This window comes from Dyadobacter sp. CY261 (assembly GCF_021440085.1).
Taxonomy (GTDB): Bacteria; Bacteroidota; Bacteroidia; order Cytophagales; family Spirosomataceae; genus Dyadobacter.
In genome coordinates this window covers 85,215-100,630 of record NZ_JAKCPW010000001.1, presented here as the reverse complement: position 1 = coordinate 100,630, position 15,416 = coordinate 85,215, and the positions used below count along the sequence as shown (strand labels likewise).

At 47.0% G+C, this 15,416-nt stretch carries 13 protein-coding genes; 7 read left to right on the top strand and 6 right to left on the bottom strand.

The genetic code is table 11. The features are described from left to right. The first annotated feature begins 7 nt into the window (after window positions 1-7). Window positions 8-1,933, top strand: a complete 1,926-nt coding sequence (gene glgB / locus LZD49_RS00415) for a 1,4-alpha-glucan branching protein GlgB (protein WP_234665331.1) — start codon at window positions 8-10, stop codon at window positions 1,931-1,933. Between the two features lie 366 nt (window positions 1,934-2,299). Here the strand turns inward: glgB and LZD49_RS00410 are convergent, their stop codons facing one another. Beyond that, the gene (locus tag LZD49_RS00410; RefSeq protein ID WP_234665330.1) at window positions 2,300-2,584 is read right to left on the bottom strand and encodes a hypothetical protein; all 285 of its coding nucleotides are present in this window, start codon (window positions 2,582-2,584) and stop codon (window positions 2,300-2,302) included. Window positions 2,585-2,864: 280 nt separating this feature from the next. Between LZD49_RS00410 and LZD49_RS00405 the strand changes: the two genes are divergently transcribed. After that, entirely contained in the window at window positions 2,865-6,443 is a 3,579-nt protein-coding gene (locus LZD49_RS00405; RefSeq protein ID WP_234665329.1) for a histidine kinase, read from the top strand. Between the two features lie 46 nt (window positions 6,444-6,489). Then, window positions 6,490-7,245 carry a LytTR family DNA-binding domain-containing protein gene (locus LZD49_RS00400; RefSeq protein WP_234665328.1) on the top strand — a complete coding sequence of 252 codons (756 nt, stop codon included), beginning with the start codon at window positions 6,490-6,492 and terminating at the stop codon, window positions 7,243-7,245. A 4-nt stretch (window positions 7,246-7,249) separates the two neighbouring features. On the opposite strand, the gene LZD49_RS00395 is transcribed toward LZD49_RS00400, so the two are convergent. The 3 genes from LZD49_RS00395 to LZD49_RS00385 all read right to left on the bottom strand — a co-directional run bounded on the left by LZD49_RS00395 (window position 7,250) and on the right by LZD49_RS00385 (window position 9,949). Beyond that, a complete protein-coding gene (locus LZD49_RS00395; protein ID WP_234665327.1) occupies window positions 7,250-7,636 on the bottom strand; it encodes a DUF3037 domain-containing protein in 387 nt (128 codons plus the stop codon). Then, window positions 7,626-8,411 (bottom strand): HipA family kinase, encoded by a 786-nt coding sequence (locus tag LZD49_RS00390; protein WP_234665326.1) that lies wholly within the window; start codon window positions 8,409-8,411, stop codon window positions 7,626-7,628. The genes LZD49_RS00395 and LZD49_RS00390 overlap by 11 nt, the downstream gene beginning before the upstream one ends. A gap of 272 nt (window positions 8,412-8,683) precedes the next feature. Further along, on the bottom strand, window positions 8,684-9,949 hold the full coding sequence (locus LZD49_RS00385; RefSeq protein WP_234665325.1) for a hypothetical protein: 1,266 nt from the start codon (window positions 9,947-9,949) through the stop codon (window positions 8,684-8,686). 131 nt (window positions 9,950-10,080) lie between these two features. Between LZD49_RS00385 and LZD49_RS00380 the strand changes: the two genes are divergently transcribed. Continuing rightward, window positions 10,081-11,106, top strand: coding sequence for a hypothetical protein (locus LZD49_RS00380; protein ID WP_234665324.1), 1,026 nt, complete (start codon window positions 10,081-10,083; stop codon window positions 11,104-11,106). A gap of 33 nt (window positions 11,107-11,139) precedes the next feature. Continuing rightward, on the top strand, window positions 11,140-12,285 hold the full coding sequence (locus LZD49_RS00375; protein ID WP_234665323.1) for a DUF1080 domain-containing protein: 1,146 nt from the start codon (window positions 11,140-11,142) through the stop codon (window positions 12,283-12,285). Window positions 12,286-12,331: 46 nt separating this feature from the next. On the opposite strand, the gene LZD49_RS00370 is transcribed toward LZD49_RS00375, so the two are convergent. After that, window positions 12,332-13,333: a zinc-binding dehydrogenase gene (locus LZD49_RS00370; RefSeq protein WP_234665322.1), complete on the bottom strand. Its 1,002-nt coding sequence runs from the start codon at window positions 13,331-13,333 to the stop codon at window positions 12,332-12,334. Window positions 13,334-13,431: 98 nt separating this feature from the next. On the opposite strand from LZD49_RS00370, the gene LZD49_RS00365 reads away from it, so the two are divergent. Together LZD49_RS00365 and LZD49_RS00360 are read left to right on the top strand one after the other, a co-directional pair. Beyond that, window positions 13,432-14,298 (top strand): AraC family transcriptional regulator, encoded by an 867-nt coding sequence (locus LZD49_RS00365; protein ID WP_234665321.1) that lies wholly within the window; start codon window positions 13,432-13,434, stop codon window positions 14,296-14,298. 59 nt (window positions 14,299-14,357) lie between these two features. Then, window positions 14,358-14,735 carry a hypothetical protein gene (locus LZD49_RS00360; RefSeq protein ID WP_234665320.1) on the top strand — a complete coding sequence of 126 codons (378 nt, stop codon included), beginning with the start codon at window positions 14,358-14,360 and terminating at the stop codon, window positions 14,733-14,735. A gap of 116 nt (window positions 14,736-14,851) precedes the next feature. On the opposite strand, the gene LZD49_RS00355 is transcribed toward LZD49_RS00360, so the two are convergent. Further along, on the bottom strand, window positions 14,852-15,148 hold the full coding sequence (locus LZD49_RS00355) for an RNA polymerase alpha subunit C-terminal domain-containing protein (RefSeq protein WP_234665319.1): 297 nt from the start codon (window positions 15,146-15,148) through the stop codon (window positions 14,852-14,854). Between the last annotated feature and the right edge of the window lie 268 nt (window positions 15,149-15,416).

The following is a 15,416-nucleotide window of genomic DNA, read 5'->3' as shown; positions in this document are numbered from 1 at the left end:
ATGAGTTATGACAGAACAAAAGGAAGTAAAACCGATGCTTACCGGCTACGATGCCGATCTTTTCCGATCCGGTAATCATTATCATATCTACAATAAGCTTGGCGCACATATCCGAATCGAGGATGGCGCACAAGGAACGCATTTCGCAGTCTGGGCTCCCAGTGCGATTGAGGTTGCTGTAATCGGAGATTTCAACGGCTGGAACCGTGGCGCACATTCACTTTCGGTACGAGATGATGGGTCCGGGATCTGGGAAGGATTTGTTCCAGGTGTCGAAAAAGGCGAACGTTATAAATACTTTATCCGATCAGCCAATGGTTACGAGGTGGAAAAAGGCGACCCGTATGCCATTTATTGGGAAACGCCTCCGAAAACAGCATCGATCGTATGGGATCTGCATTTCGAATGGAGCGATCAGGAATGGCTAGCAAAACGGAAGGGACTCTCGCTGAATGCTCCATTATCCATCTATGAAATCCATTTGGGTTCCTGGCGAAGGATCCACGAAGAGGAAGGCAGGCTGATGACTTATCGTGAACTGGCGGCAGAGCTTCCTGAATATTGCCGGTTTATGGGCTTTACGCACGTGGAATTTCTCCCGATTATGGAGCACCCGTTTTACGGTTCCTGGGGCTACCAAATCACCGGCTTTTTTGCTCCGAGCAGCCGGTATGGAACGCCGCAAGACTTTATGTTCCTCATTAATGCCCTGCACGAAGCCGGAATCGGCGTGATCCTCGATTGGGTACCTTCCCACTTCCCAACCGACGAATTTGGCCTGAGCTATTTCGATGGCTCACATTTATATGAACATTCCGATCCCCGGCAGGGTTTTCATCCCGATTGGAAAAGTGCTATTTTCAACTACGGCAGGCATGAGGTGAAAAGCTTTCTGATCTCCAATGCTATTTACTGGCTGGACAAATTTCATATCGACGGCCTGCGCGTAGATGCCGTGGCATCTATGCTTTACCTTGACTATTCCCGGAAAGAAAACGAATGGATACCTAACCGCTATGGCGGCCGCGAGAATCTGGAAGCGATTGAGTTTCTCCAGGAATTTAATTCGGCCGTTCACCAATCGTTTCCCGACGTGCTTACCATTGCGGAGGAATCTACCGCGTGGCCGGGTGTTACACATCCTGCCAGTAACGGTGGGTTAGGTTTTGACATGAAATGGATGATGGGCTGGATGCATGATACCCTGTCCTATTTCCAAAAGGACACGGTGTATCGCTCCCATCACCAGAGCCAGATTTCATTTAGTTTAAATTATGCATTCTCAGAGCGCTTCGTATTGCCGCTTTCTCATGATGAGGTCGTACATGGCAAATATTCACTCTTGAACAAAATGCCCGGTGATGATTGGCAGCGTTTTGCCAACTTGCGTTTATTGTATGCATATATGTTCGGGCATCCGGGTGGGAAACTGCTGTTCATGGGAGGTGAATTCGGGCAAAATCACGAATGGCGTCATGATTACAGCCTCGACTGGAACGAAAACCAGCATGCTGCACAGCAGGGAATTCAAAAGCTCATCCGGGACCTCAACGAACTTTACCGCAGTGAACCAGCGCTTTACGAGCGCAACTTTTCTAGTGACGGCTTTGAATGGGTCGATAACCAGGACGCTACCAATAGTGTCCTCTCGTGGATTCGAAAGGGATCTTCGGAAGCAGATCAACTCTTGTTTGTAGCCAATTTCACTCCCGTGGTGCGGGAAAATTATAGAATAGGGGTATCCAGGCCGGGTTACTATCAGGAAATTTTAAACAGTGACAATCTCCGTTACGGCGGCGCCGACATCACATGCCGGGAGGCAATCGAAAGCTACCCCATCCCTAAACATGACCGGATAGAGTCTATACCATTGACTTTACCACCATTGGCGATCATCGTTCTTAAGTATGAGCGCGCATTCGATTGGGCATAAAAAATTCCGGACGCGCAAGAATGGTTCCGGAATTCACACAATACACACACTAAATGCTGGCTTCTTTGATCATCAGAAGTATTTGATTTTGTTTTTTAGAATGACCAGATAGAACAGCCCAAACCAACGCTGAACAAATCGTTTCATAGAATCCGTTGTTTCTGTTGTTATTGATTTAATCTTTTCTTTACAGTTTGACCTGGTAAAAAGGCTTTTGAATGGGTTGAACCAGCCCCACCGTATAATTTACTTATTCGGGTTGGATCTTAACAAATCCGATGATCAGCAGGCACAAATTGGAGAGTAATCGGAAAATAGTGGAATGGTAAGATACTAACTGCAAATCCATTGATTGTCAGAGCGGGCTCATTTCCAGTCAGGGCGAAAAATGATGATTAGCAGAATGAACAGGGTCGTGACCGTTACAGGCACCGCCATTACCCATGCCAGAATAGAGGCGGTGGTCAAATCACTCATGCAAACGTAATACAACGATGCTGCGAGAACTCCGCCAATGGATACGATTATAATCCAGTAGTAATGCCTCGGCTCGTCTAACTCCTTACTTTTTACGATACAGTATATGTAGTAGCCTCCCGTTGCGAGGATGGCCGTGCAGTCGATTAAAATTCCTGTTAGATAGAGAGTCATAAACAATTGACCAGTTTTTGATGAATAGCAGGTTACCAGTGGTGTCTTAAGCAAGTTTATTGAGACTGCCAGGGAATAAAAATTGGATGATTGAACGGTAAAATATCAGTTAACCAATGGTCAAATTAGTTAGGTTGAGCTGCACCATTTTCACTTTTACAACTCTCACATCGTCCGCGACAGACCGTTTACAAATCCACAACCACCTTTCGGTCATTAGTATTTACTTTGAGTCAAGATATCCCTACTTTACGTATTCAAAGAAAAAATATCATTCTGCATGCATCTACGCTTGACGCTCTGGCTCTGGCTATTTTTGATATCCACCGGTAACTTGTCTGCGCAGTTTATATTTCAGAATCTAAATGAGTCTGACGGGTTGCTGACCAAATTTTCACGATGCTTATATAAGGACAAACAAGGATTCTTGTGGATCGGCTCCGCAAATGGTCTGTACAGGTACGATGGGAATTTTGTAAAACGATATGAAGGCCAGAAAAATGGAAGAGTTGTAACGACAGCAATTGAACCGATAGATGGTGAAAGTAGCCTGTTGTTAGGCACCACCAACGGTATTAAAGTATTTAATAAAGAAAGTAGTAGTTACAAAACGGACGCACGTTTTGCCGAATTATCGAAAGACAATATCATTGGTATTAAGCCGGATGGCTATGGACGTCTATGGATCCTGTGCGACAGAAAAATTTTCCTGTTCAGTAACAACAAAGTCACATCTATCGACCAAGTTATACCAGGTGCCGGTCGACTATCCGAATTTGAACCATACCTTTTCAACCGGGGTACGTTTTGCTGGGATTCCTACAGAAACGGATTCTGGGTTGGCGGCACGCAGAGTTATTTTATTGACTGCGTTAAGAACGTAGTCTATGACAGCACTAACTGTCCTTTTTACGCGCCCCTTTTGTCAGAAAGATCTGTAACCGCCATCGCACTTGATTCCAGGAATAATATGTGGTATTCGACACACACGGACCCTGCGCTCAATTATGTCGATTTTAAGCGCAAGCAAGTCACAACTTATCCCGAAGTGCAGGGCAAGAAAATTGCCGCTGCCAGCAACTTACTATTCATTGACAAACGGGATCGGTTGTGGATCTCAACGCTGAATTACGCTGAATACTTTAAAGAACCTGGGAAACCGATCTTGCCGATTCCATATAGCCAAGACGCCCCATATTCCATTGCATACAGGAGATTTTACGATGTCATTGAAGATTCAGAAGGAAATCTTTGGTTTGCTACACTGAACGGCGTGAGTAAATTACCGAGCAATTCGCCGTTTCAAAAGATCTACAAGCTACCTAGCTTCCCCTTCTTTTTGGAAACCGGATTCGCGCAGGTAAACCATATGGTCATTGAAGACTCCCTGATCATGGTTTCAAAGGAAGATGGAATTATAAAGCTCCAAAGAGGACGACAGGATTTCAAAAGGTACATCATCAGTAATGACAGCCTCCGAAAGAATGAGTTCCTCATGGCCGCAAAAGTAGGTGAAGACTGGTGGGTATGCGGGGCAGCAGGAGTTTTCATTATACCAAAAAAATCTGACAAAATCGAACATTGTACTCAGATCGAAAGAAAAGCCAGATCGGGTTTCACCAACTTGATTTTTGTTGATCAGGAAGGAAAAATCTGGTTTCATGTCGAAGACTCCGGCCTTTACCGCTTCAATCAGAAAACTAACCTATGCGAGCATTTTGACGGGAAAAGCTCGAAAAATGGGCCATTCCAATACACTAACGTATCATGCTTTGCCAAGCTGAGAAATGGCAACATAGTTTTTGGAATGGATCATGTAGGGCTGCTGAATTTCGATATTCGAAATGATAAATTTTCGCTCATCAACGTAGAAGATCCCAAAAATTTCAGGCCTGGAAAAATCATTGAAGATAAAAATGGCGACATGTGGGTATCGATGCTGAACAGGGGGGTCTATAAAATGAATCGTCGTGGTGAACTTTTAGACAGTATTAATTATAACCTCGATTTTTCTTTTGCCCTTTCAGTCAATCTTGCAATAGATGCCCGTGGCGCGCTCTGGGGAGGCAGCGCAGACGGACTGTTCTTTACTTACCCAGGCAGTCACGAAGTCACCAGGGTGAAAATAGAATTGGGCAAAACGCTCCAGGATTATTGGAACCATCTCACCGTAGATCGGGACAGGGTCTATGCTGTAATGCTTGATCACATTGTAGAGATAGACCCGTTCAAATTTTCCATCACACATGTACAACGGCCTCCGCTTATCACATCGTTACGCGTATTTGGACACGAAATATCCGATTTTTCACGATCTACTATTGAGTTGAGGGCGGACCAGGATTTTATAACGTTCCAATATACTTCCCTCTACCACCGCGACATTCCCTCTCTGCAATACAGTTATCAACTGGTTGGGATAGATGAAAGCTGGGTGAACGCAGGACGAAATCTTAGGGTAAGCTACAATAGTCTGGAACCGGGATGGTATACTTTCAAAGTTAGAAGCACAGACGAAAACGGGCGATGGATGCAGCAGATTACGGCGATAAAGGTTCACATCCTGCCCAGCTGGTGGCAAACATGGTGGTTCCTGATGCTTGTAGGTTGCCTCTCATTCTTGTTTTTATACATGGCTTACAGTGGATACATCGGCCGAAAACAGAAAAAAGAGCTTTCCAAAACCATCGAATATTTCGCTAATTCAGTTTACGGGGAAAATGCAGTCAATGAAATCTGCTGGGACATCGCCCGTAACTGTACTTCACAACTACACTTTGAAGATTGCACGGTGTTCTTATGGGACGAACAACGTCAGAAGTTAGTACAAAAGGCAACCTACACTTCGAAGGACGCTATCGAAAAGGAAATCGAATATCCGCTGGAGCTTTCACTCGGAGAAGGCATAGTGGGCTTCGCTGCCGAAAACAAAAGGACGGTCGTTATTCCTGACACCTTGAAAGATGGCAGGTATATTCCGGTAGATACGAAGAAACTGTCCGAGATAGCCGTGCCCATTATGCATGATGGAAAGGTAATAGGCGTACTGGACTCAAAACACAGCAAAGGGAATTTTTTCAATGAAGAGCATGCCCGTGCGCTGACAACGATTGCCTCCATAAGCGGTAGTAAAATAGCCGAGGCACAGGCCGAGGAAGCCACCGCTCAAAAGGAAATCATGCTGTTCGAAATCAATCGCATGCTTGCGGAAAGCCAGCTAATGGCGTTGCGCGCGCAGATGAACCCCCATTTTGTGTTCAATTGCCTTAATAGCATCCAGGAATGCATTGTTACCGAGAAATATGGGGAGGCAAGCAAGTATCTCAACAAATTTTCGAAACTGTTCCGGATGGTTCTCAACAACTCCGACAGAAATCTTGTGACGGTGGAGGAGGAGAAAAATGTGCTACAACTCTATCTCGAACTAGAACAAATGCGGTTCGAACAAAGCTTTGTGTACAGTATCGAGGTCGACGAAGACCTGGAAGCCGATGATATTCTCCTGCCATCAATGTTGCTTCAACCCTACGTAGAGAATGCCATCTGGCATGGCTTGATGCATAAAAACGGCAATCGTGAACTCAAAATTTCATTCAGCAGGATCAGTGACGAAGTCTTTCAATGTGTTATCGAAGACAACGGTATCGGACGGAAGAAGTCGTTTGAGATCAAGGCAAGGAATGCACTCACCAAAAAACACCAGTCCAAAGGTTTACAAATTGCAAAAGATCGCCTCGATCTGATCTCCCGGCAAGGCAGGCATGCCTCTGTGAAGTTTGTCGACAAATACGACGATGAAGAAAATGCCACAGGAACCACCGTGATCGTAGAGCTCTCTACGTCATTGGATAATGTCTGATTTTACACAAACGCACCCATTTATACACTAAAATACCCTATACGTTATGCTAAAAACATTAATTATCGATGACGAACAGAAAGCACGCAATGTCCTGAATCATTATCTGAGCAATTCGGTTTCGCAGGAGGTTGAGGCCCGGCATGCCGAATCGGTTGAAGAAGCTTTAAAAGTGCTCGAAGATTTTCAGCCAGACATCGTCTTTCTTGACGTAGAAATGCCGCACCAAAACGGGTTCGAGTTTTTACTAGCACGCAAAAATCCCGCCTATGACATTGTATTTACTACTGCCTTCAACCAATACGCAATCCAGGCCATCCGATTCAGCGCATTAGATTATCTGCTTAAACCGGTCGATCCCGAAGAACTGCAATCTGCCATTGACCGCCATCTGGAAAAAGCGAAGGAAAAATCCAAACAGCAAACCCAACAGTTATACGACAATCTGGTCCACAATATCGAGAAGAAAAACATCCGTGAGTTCAGGCTGGCGGTACCATCGAGTGAGGGAGTGTTCTTTTTTACGTTGGATGAAATCCTAAGGCTCGAAGCAGACAAAAACTATACGTCCATTCACCTGATCGGAAAGCGGCCCTTTCTGGCTAGCAAGACACTAAAACATTTTGACGAAATGCTGTGCGAATTCAATTTCATCCGCACACATAAATCGCACCTTGTTAATCCGAAGTATATCAAGCAGGTGACTCACAATAATCAGTTCCTGCTTTTATCTGACGGCTCACGGATCGAGATTTCGCGACGAAAAAAGGAGCTGGTACAACAATACCTGAAGTTGAAGTAACAGATCACCTGACCTGTTGCTCAAAAAGGCGCTTTAATGTCGTTTCCGGATCATTGCAGAAACCCGGATGAACCTTGGAGGATTGCAAAACGGTACTGCGGGTAGCAGTAAGCCATCGAAACCTGGATGCCACGGGCAGCGCAGCAATAGGGCCGCCGATTTGCCGGTTCCCGTCGCAAATGAGTTTGAATGCATGAAGATAGCCCTCAATCTCCGATGGATCGGTGTCGGGGGCTAATGCATTCAGGCGGGTAGGATCAATTTCGGAACAACATGCAAGAAAACCACGCGAAGGACAATACAGTACAACTCCAACGTTAATAAATTCCTCGCGCTCCATACGGGGCACGATGCGAAGAACCGCATACTCATAGAGAAAATTATCTGACATCCTGCGCTCCTTTCACAAAGATTTCGGATGCTGCCAGGCGGGCTTGCAGATACGTGACGTAAGCCTGCCTGTGCTCATCGGCGGATTCAAAAGGAGCGTCCCTCAACAGCCAGTCATCGGGAATAAGTGCCACGATCTCCGGTATGATGCCACCGGCGAGCCGTTCCCGAAATTCGGCATTCACTTCATCCAGCAAGGTCGCATTGCGCACTAACACATGATCTTTGATCTGGACGAATGGCCTCCTGGCCTGTTCCTCCCAATTCTGCCATGAGTGGTGAAAATACAATGCAGCGCCGTGATCGATCAGCCACAATTCCTTGTGCCACATCAACATGTTCGTATTGCGGGCGGTACGGTCTACGTTCGTCAGAAAACTATCCAGCCACACGATTTCGGAAGCGAGCCGCGGCTCTATTTTCGTCACAACCGGGTCGAAAGTAATAGCACCCGACAGATAATGCATACCCAGGTTAATACCCGTGCTGGCTTTAAGCAGATCCTGAATTTCTTCATCAGGCTCGGTTCGCCCGAATGCTTCATCGAGATTGGCGAACACAATTTCAGGAACCCTCAGTCCGAGAAATCGCGCCAGCTCACCTCCTATCAGCTCGGAGATCAGCGCTTTCGTTCCCTGACCGGCCCCCCTGAATTTCAGCACATATAAAAAATCATCATCCGCCTCTGTAATTGCAGGCAGCGAACCGCCCTCCCGAAGCGGGGTCAAATAACGGAGCACATGAACAGTTCTAAGGCTGACAGGATTGTTGTCCATCGTAACAGCAAATCGTTTGAAACGCCGAAGATAGTGATTTTGAAAAAAATTATTCGGTTGGCTAATCGCCAGGCAGCGTAAGAACGTGTCTTATCAAGGTCGAATCGGTTGCATATAGCTGCGTCCGTTCGTTGCATTTCCGTGGTTTGCAGGGGCCGAAGGTGTATCCTAACCCGCTCGGCGGACCTAGCCGCACATCGTGTCAACGGACCTGAGAAGATTTTAAGTTAATGCATGTGTGAAATCAGCCTACGGCACATCCGAAACCGATTTTACATGGCCTCAAAAACGAGCTTTTCGCCCGATTTCAGGCTTACGCCACGGATAGACCCGGTGCCGCGAAAACCAAATGCTACACCAATTATCCGAATCGGACGGCTGGGAAGGGGAAATTCAAATGCTTGCCGGCCATTGATCGAATACCTTATTTTTCCGCCTGAACTTTCGCAGGAAACACGGACCCAGTTAGAAAAATCGACACCTAATGCCGACAAATCCGCTTTTTTACCGGAAACATAATCATCCACGCTCAGCAAATTGAGATCGGAAACGCATCCTTTGACCGAAAGCGGAATAACAATGGGCGTATCATCGGTCATCAGCGAAATGTAGGTCAACTGACAAGCGGCTGCCCCTTCGCTATATTCACTTTTGACTTCAGAGGAGAACGAGAACTTTTGAAGCGCCACAGGCTCAAAATTACCCACATTGAAATACTTGATTAACGGCGGGTCCGGTTGCATTGGGATGTTTTTTTGCTCAATGACCTTCATGTTGGTCCCAAGGTGATCGGAATGCAGGAACTCATTTCTTTTTAGGTAAACCGGCATTTTCGGTCGGTCTATCAACCCCGCCCAACCATCGGTACCGACAATTAACTTATGGTGCTGCACAACCTGATCTCCGATGAGTAACTTGGCCTCATACGCACCCGGCTCATAATATACCGACGTGTGCTTGTGCAGGTTTTTATCAACCAGCACCCTTTTGCTGTTATCCCACGATTGTTGGATAGACACCGAATCCGTCGGTGAGGCGGACGCATCGTATGTAAAAATGACCGAATTCGGAATACCGCGGGTTACCGGCTGACTCCCGAACCTAAATGTATTCTTTTCCAACTGCGGTTCTCCCTTATCAAACGCTAGCATACTCGCGACAATGATCCCGAGCACGACCGTTGCGATCCAGGCAAGCTGTTTCCAGCTTCTGGGCTTTTGCTGTGATGCTATCGCTTCCGGTTCCGGTTCCGGTTGCGTTGTGCTGGTTTTGTTTTGCCTCACAAATGTCCGCCAGTCACCGCCGCCCGCGAAGTGCGCCAGTGTATTCAGAGTAGTGGTACTCGGCAGATGGTTATACTCCACCCTGCCCCAAATCCTGCGAAGCGTGCTTGTGCTGAGCGATACGCCGGTTTCTGTCAAAATCAACTCACTGAGGTTTTCGAAATCGGTCGTCTGCCAGGCATCTGCCGGTCCCCAATCCAGTTTTCGCTCGATGATGCCCTTACACCGCTGCAATTCACTCAGTTCAGAAATCATTGAAAATGAATATGATACAACTTGACAAAACTTGATCTGCATTTGAAACGTCTTCCGAGGGACGCCACGCTATGTTTGCAAATGTAGCCGACAATGGCTGCTTTGAACTCCAACCTACAAACATCAAAGACATGTGCAAATTACGCTATTTATTATGCATTATACTGCTGCTTGCCAGGTACCATTTGTCTGCTCAGAACATTTTCGTAGATGTACAAAAGGGGAGCGACTTGAACCCTGGCAGCCAGGACGCTCCGCTAGCCACCCTCACGAAAGCAATGGAGCATGCACGAGTCATCAATAAGAATGAAAATGTCACGATTAAAGTGTTACCGGGATTGTATGTGTTAAATGATAAAGTCACCATCGACAAGCCGAATACGGAAGAGGCGTGGCTGACGATCGAAGCAGCCATTATGCCCGACGATGCGGATTGGACACCTACCCAAATGCCCGTGATCCAATCTATTTCCTCTAACAATTCCACCACCCAGTTTCCGCACGCAATTGGCTTGCTTATCGCCACCGGCCATGTCAGTATCCGTGGGCTGAAATTCCTCGGTAATCCCAACCCAAATGTCAAATATTATTACCCCATTAACCGCGAGGACTCAACACTCACCGGCCTGAACGTATCGCAATGCTATTTTATTGGCGAAAAAAACTCCGCACCCATACAAGGAAGCATCTGGGCGCACGGCGCGGCAACGCATGTAGATCATTGTATTTTCTTCGGGATTAAGAATGCATTGCTTCTCTTCAAAGGCATCAAAGATTTCTCGCTGACATACTCCATTATTTCCGGAGCCTACGAAGCGGCTGTCTGGTATGGACCATTCAATCATCCGTTCATATTCCAAAACAACATCGTCGCCGACAGCGAATACCTGTGGCTGCGGCAAGAGAACACCTTCCCCAAATACGAGTTCTCCGACTGTCTTTTTACGGGATTGAAGCACTACATGGGCTACTATGCCGGAAATGGCGCAGTACCAGCGGAGCGGAACGGGCATACCGAACGTAATGTCGGGAAAACGGGCAAACTGCTGCTCAGCGAAGTGGGCGTAAACGGCCTGCCCAAGGATTATCTAAACCCCATATCCGGTTCGGAAGGAACGCAACTCCGCGCGGGGATATTCAAGAAAACTGCTCGATAACTTAACATCATTATTATCTACATCAAAAAGGCCATGAAAAAGACCCTTATTATTGCCGCGCTCACCTGTTTTGCTGCGCCGTCATTTGCACAAAAAAAAGCTGCAAAAACTCCGTCAACTTACACTTCCACGGTCATCAACGTACCGCTCACAGCCGAAAACTGGGACGCGCCGGGAGCTAATGCCGAATTCACAACCCATGACGGCCGCCCAGCGCTGAAAATCCTGCCCAAGCAAGGCCAGGTAATTTTAAAGAACACCGTGTTCTCGAACGGTACTATCGAATTTGACTATATCCCTACGGATCAACGATTTGCTTCTTTTTATTTTCGATATAAAGACGCTAAGGAAAATGAGCTGTTCTACTTCCGGACACACCGTGCTGGCGACACTACCGGCATCGAAGCCGTTCAATATGCCCCCAATATCGATGGCGTTAATCTTTGGGACCTTCTTCCTCAATTTCAAGGCAAGGCCAACTTTCAGAACAAAACCTGGAACCACGTAAAACTGGTTGTGTCGGGTCTTCAGCTTAGGGTATACGTCAATGACATGCAGCAACCGACCATGGAGGTACCATGCCTGGAAGGCAATGTGAAGGAAGGCACCTTTGCGTTCGAAGGCGAAGGAATTGTTTCCAACCTGGTGATCAAGCCCGGACAGACCGAGAGCCTGCCCTCCTATGCTGGTCCCGACCCGGTTTCACACGACCCGCGTTACCTGCGGAAGTGGCAAGTGACCGAACCGGCGGCATTGCCCAAAAATGTGGATTTCAGCATTGACTACGCCCCAAAAAACGAAACGGTCTGGGAGCCGATCTGGGCCGAAAGAAGAGGTATGATCAACCTCACCCGCAAATTCGGGATGAGTAAAGAGCGTAGGATCGTGTGGATGAAGGTGAATATCCAATCCAAAACCGATCAGAAAAAGAAAATAGCGATGGGTTTCAGCGACGATGTGTGGGTGTTTTTGAACGGGCGTTATCTATATGTCGACAAGAATTCTTTCGGATCCCCGATCATGAAAGAACCCGCGGGCCGGTGTTCTATTGAAAATACTTCTTTTATAATACCCTTTAAAGCGGGAAAAAATGAATTGATGATTGCCCTGGCCAATGACTTTTACGGCTGGGCGCTCATTGCACGGCTGGAAGATTTGGATGGTATTACATTAGAATAGGTCTGCACAGGTGGCTGTCCGAAGCCGACGGCCACCTGTGAATTGACTATTGGTTCGTCAAAACGATCTTCCCAAACTGCTTGCCTTCATGCATGTAATCGAAGGCTTGCTGGGTGTCGGCCAGGGCCGGATACACTTTATCGACGATCGGTTTGATATTATGTTTCTCCGTAAAGGCTAGCATATCCTTAAACTCCGCCAAGGTTCCCATTGTAGTGCCAAGTATTGAAAGGTTTCTCCAATACACTTTATTCGGAATGATATTGCCGATGGGGCCATCGGTTCCGCCAAAGAATACAATTCGCCCACCCGGCTTAGCCACTTCGATCAGGCTACCGAATCCTTTCCCGGACGCGCTGTCGAGCACAACGTCGAAACCGCCGGTCGCTTCTCTGGCTTTCAGGAACCAGTCCGCTTCTTTGTAGTTGAAGCCATCCGTCGCCCCTAGCGTCTTGGCTTTGTCGATCTTATCCTGAGAGCCTGAGGTAACATAAACCTTCGCCCCGGCCGCGATTGCGTATTGCAGGGCAAGCAGTGCTGTTCCTGCACCGATACCGGTAATCAATATCTGCTCGCCCGCTTTGAGCGCGGCCCTTGTAAATAACGCGCGATAAGTGGTGACTCCTGCCAATGGCAATGCAGCTGCTTCTACATCGGTAAGATGCACTGGCTTTTCATGTACATATTTCACATCCATCGCAATGTACTCGGCAAAAGTGCCAGGCTCGGGATTACCCAGAATTTTGAACTGATCTCCAAATGCAGCTGGATTATCTCCCCAGTCGTGGCTTGGATTGATGATCACCGCCTTTCCCATCCAGGCAGGGTCGACATTGCTGCCGATTTCGGTTACAGTCCCAAAGCCGTCGGACCCGAGGATCAGGCCGGCCTTTGGGCCTGCATATTGGCCTTTCTGGATCCACACATCCCGGTGGTTCAATGCTGAGTAGGCAAGTTTGATCAACACCTGGTTAGCGGTCGGAACAGGCGTTTCCACTTCCTTGATAATGAGTGGTTGATTCGTATCAATCAAAAATGTTGCTTTCATGATATTAGAGATTTTGTGTTTGACAATACAAATTTGTACCGCATTTTCGGTAGTTTCACGGTACAAACTTTCCAAAATCCGGTATACTCTCAGCAACAATGAAAGAAAACCTGCATGAACCCTTCGAGATTATCTGCAAGGAGCTCGACGAATGTCCCAAACCCACGCACCAGCATAATTTTTTTGAACTGATCTACATTCTTGGCGGCACCGGGATTCAGATCATCAACCAGCACACTTTCCGGTACAATGCCGGCCACATGTTCCTGCTCACACCCGAGGATTCACATTCTTTTGACATCGAAACCACCACCAAGTTTGTTTTCATACGATTCAATGATGTGTATATCAAACGGAACTCGTCGCTTGTGAGCGCGTCGCAACGGGAAGACTTGCTGCAAAGGCTGGAATTCATCTTGCAAAATGCCAGCCACCAGCCCGGATGTATTCTTAAAAACCAGACGGACAAGAGTATCATCAAGCCGCTGGTGGAAGCGATTATCCGTGAGTATGTCAACCGGGACATGTACAACCAGGATTTAATCCGGCAATATATCAATACGATGATCATCCTTGTCGCGCGGAATATTGCCATGTTCCTGCCCGAAAAAATCACCGAATGCAGCGAGGAGAAAGCGGTCGATATCCTGCAATACATTCAGGAAAACATTTACCACCCCGAAAAGATCAAAGCCGCACAGATCAGCGGCCACTTCGGTATATCCGAATCATACCTCGGGCGGTATTTTAAGAAACACACCAATGAAACCATGCAGCAATACATTGTGAATTCGAGATTAAAACTGGTGGAAACCAGGCTGCTACACAGCAATATGCGAATGAATGAAATTGCTACCGAGCTTTCATTTACCGACGAAAGCCATTTGAACCGCTTTTTTAAAAAAGGTAAAGGAATGAGTTTGGGAGAATACCGCCGTAAACACCGCATCTCGGTTGCAGGTTAAGTTTCGTGCTGGAATGGTATTTTAAGAGATTCAGAATTAGCAGACTAAAAATCATTCTTATGAAATCGCTCATCTTTTATATTTTGGCCTTGGCATTCACTATCCCGTTCTGTGCGCAAGCACAATCGGGCGATAGCCGGTCAAAGTCTTCGACACAGGAACACCGTTATCAACGCAAAACAAAAAGGCATCAGGTCAAAACAGCCGACTCGTCCGACCTTAACGCCATCCTGAAAGACTCCGCCAACGCCGAAACCGGCCCGATTCTGAACGATAATGGTGCCGTCAATTCAACAGGCAGCATCGATGGTAGCCGCAGCAGCACGGGCCGCCCCGACGCCGATACAACTTCTTACACGGTCAAACGTAAGAAGACAGTTATTCGAAGCGGCTATAATCCGCCGCGTGATACAACAGGGACGCGCCGGAAGCCGTAACAAATGTGCCGGATGAAGAGGCATTCATGGTCATTTTGGTCACTATCCCCCGCATTTGGCGGAGGTTGTTCGTTTTGCCTCCACACTTCCGGGGACTCCATATTCTTTGTTTAAAGTCAGGATTTCAAAAAAGACATTCCATTTTCTTCCAGTGCCGTTTTGAGTTTGCTTATCGCATTTGGACCGATCCCGTGATAACCGAGCAATTCCTTTTCCGTTTTTGCAGCCAATTCTTCCATCGTATGAATGCCGTTGTTTTCAAGTGCCCTTCGCGCGGGAGCACTAATGAGCACCGTAAAACCGCTTGTTGGATTTTTTTCCGCCTCACAGACAGGGCAAGTCGGGCAATCGCTGCTTTTATAGTACCGGTGCCCGTTCGGACAGATCCTTAGGTTTTTTTCAGAGTTAGCCATATTCAAATCTAAAAACGCACCTAGCATCGGCAGGCATCCTGAATGTCACGACCGATCCTAGTTACATACTGAGTTCACTCGGATTTCGCCAGGTTGTAAAATGCCACGGTTACTGGAAGTAGAATGCGCAAGTACCGGATTAGCGATATTACCGAATAAAAAAAATACCCCGGCGAATTGTGCTGGCCGGGGATGATATATATGTAACGTTGAGTAATAGACAATGAGCGCAACGGGTACTTAAACTCAACAACTTCAAACTACTTCT

What these genes read in the sequence shown, in the direction of transcription:
- LZD49_RS00390 (WP_234665326.1), bottom strand. Translation starts at nt 8,411, where the DNA reads ATGGACAACAATCCTGTCAGCCTTAGAACTGTTCATGTGCTCCGTTAT.
- LZD49_RS00375 (WP_234665323.1), top strand. Translation starts at nt 11,140, where the DNA reads ATGAAAAAGACCCTTATTATTGCCGCGCTCACCTGTTTTGCTGCGCCG.
- LZD49_RS00365 (WP_234665321.1), top strand. Translation starts at nt 13,432, where the DNA reads ATGAAAGAAAACCTGCATGAACCCTTCGAGATTATCTGCAAGGAGCTC.
- LZD49_RS00410 (WP_234665330.1), bottom strand. Translation starts at nt 2,584, where the DNA reads ATGACTCTCTATCTAACAGGAATTTTAATCGACTGCACGGCCATCCTC.
- LZD49_RS00395 (WP_234665327.1), bottom strand. Translation starts at nt 7,636, where the DNA reads ATGTCAGATAATTTTCTCTATGAGTATGCGGTTCTTCGCATCGTGCCC.
- LZD49_RS00405 (WP_234665329.1), top strand. Translation starts at nt 2,865, where the DNA reads ATGCATCTACGCTTGACGCTCTGGCTCTGGCTATTTTTGATATCCACC.
- LZD49_RS00360 (WP_234665320.1), top strand. Translation starts at nt 14,358, where the DNA reads ATGAAATCGCTCATCTTTTATATTTTGGCCTTGGCATTCACTATCCCG.
- LZD49_RS00370 (WP_234665322.1), bottom strand. Translation starts at nt 13,333, where the DNA reads ATGAAAGCAACATTTTTGATTGATACGAATCAACCACTCATTATCAAG.
- LZD49_RS00380 (WP_234665324.1), top strand. Translation starts at nt 10,081, where the DNA reads ATGTGCAAATTACGCTATTTATTATGCATTATACTGCTGCTTGCCAGG.
- glgB (WP_234665331.1), top strand. Translation starts at nt 8, where the DNA reads ATGACAGAACAAAAGGAAGTAAAACCGATGCTTACCGGCTACGATGCC.
- LZD49_RS00400 (WP_234665328.1), top strand. Translation starts at nt 6,490, where the DNA reads ATGCTAAAAACATTAATTATCGATGACGAACAGAAAGCACGCAATGTC.
- LZD49_RS00355 (WP_234665319.1), bottom strand. Translation starts at nt 15,148, where the DNA reads ATGGCTAACTCTGAAAAAAACCTAAGGATCTGTCCGAACGGGCACCGG.
- LZD49_RS00385 (WP_234665325.1), bottom strand. Translation starts at nt 9,949, where the DNA reads ATGATTTCTGAACTGAGTGAATTGCAGCGGTGTAAGGGCATCATCGAG.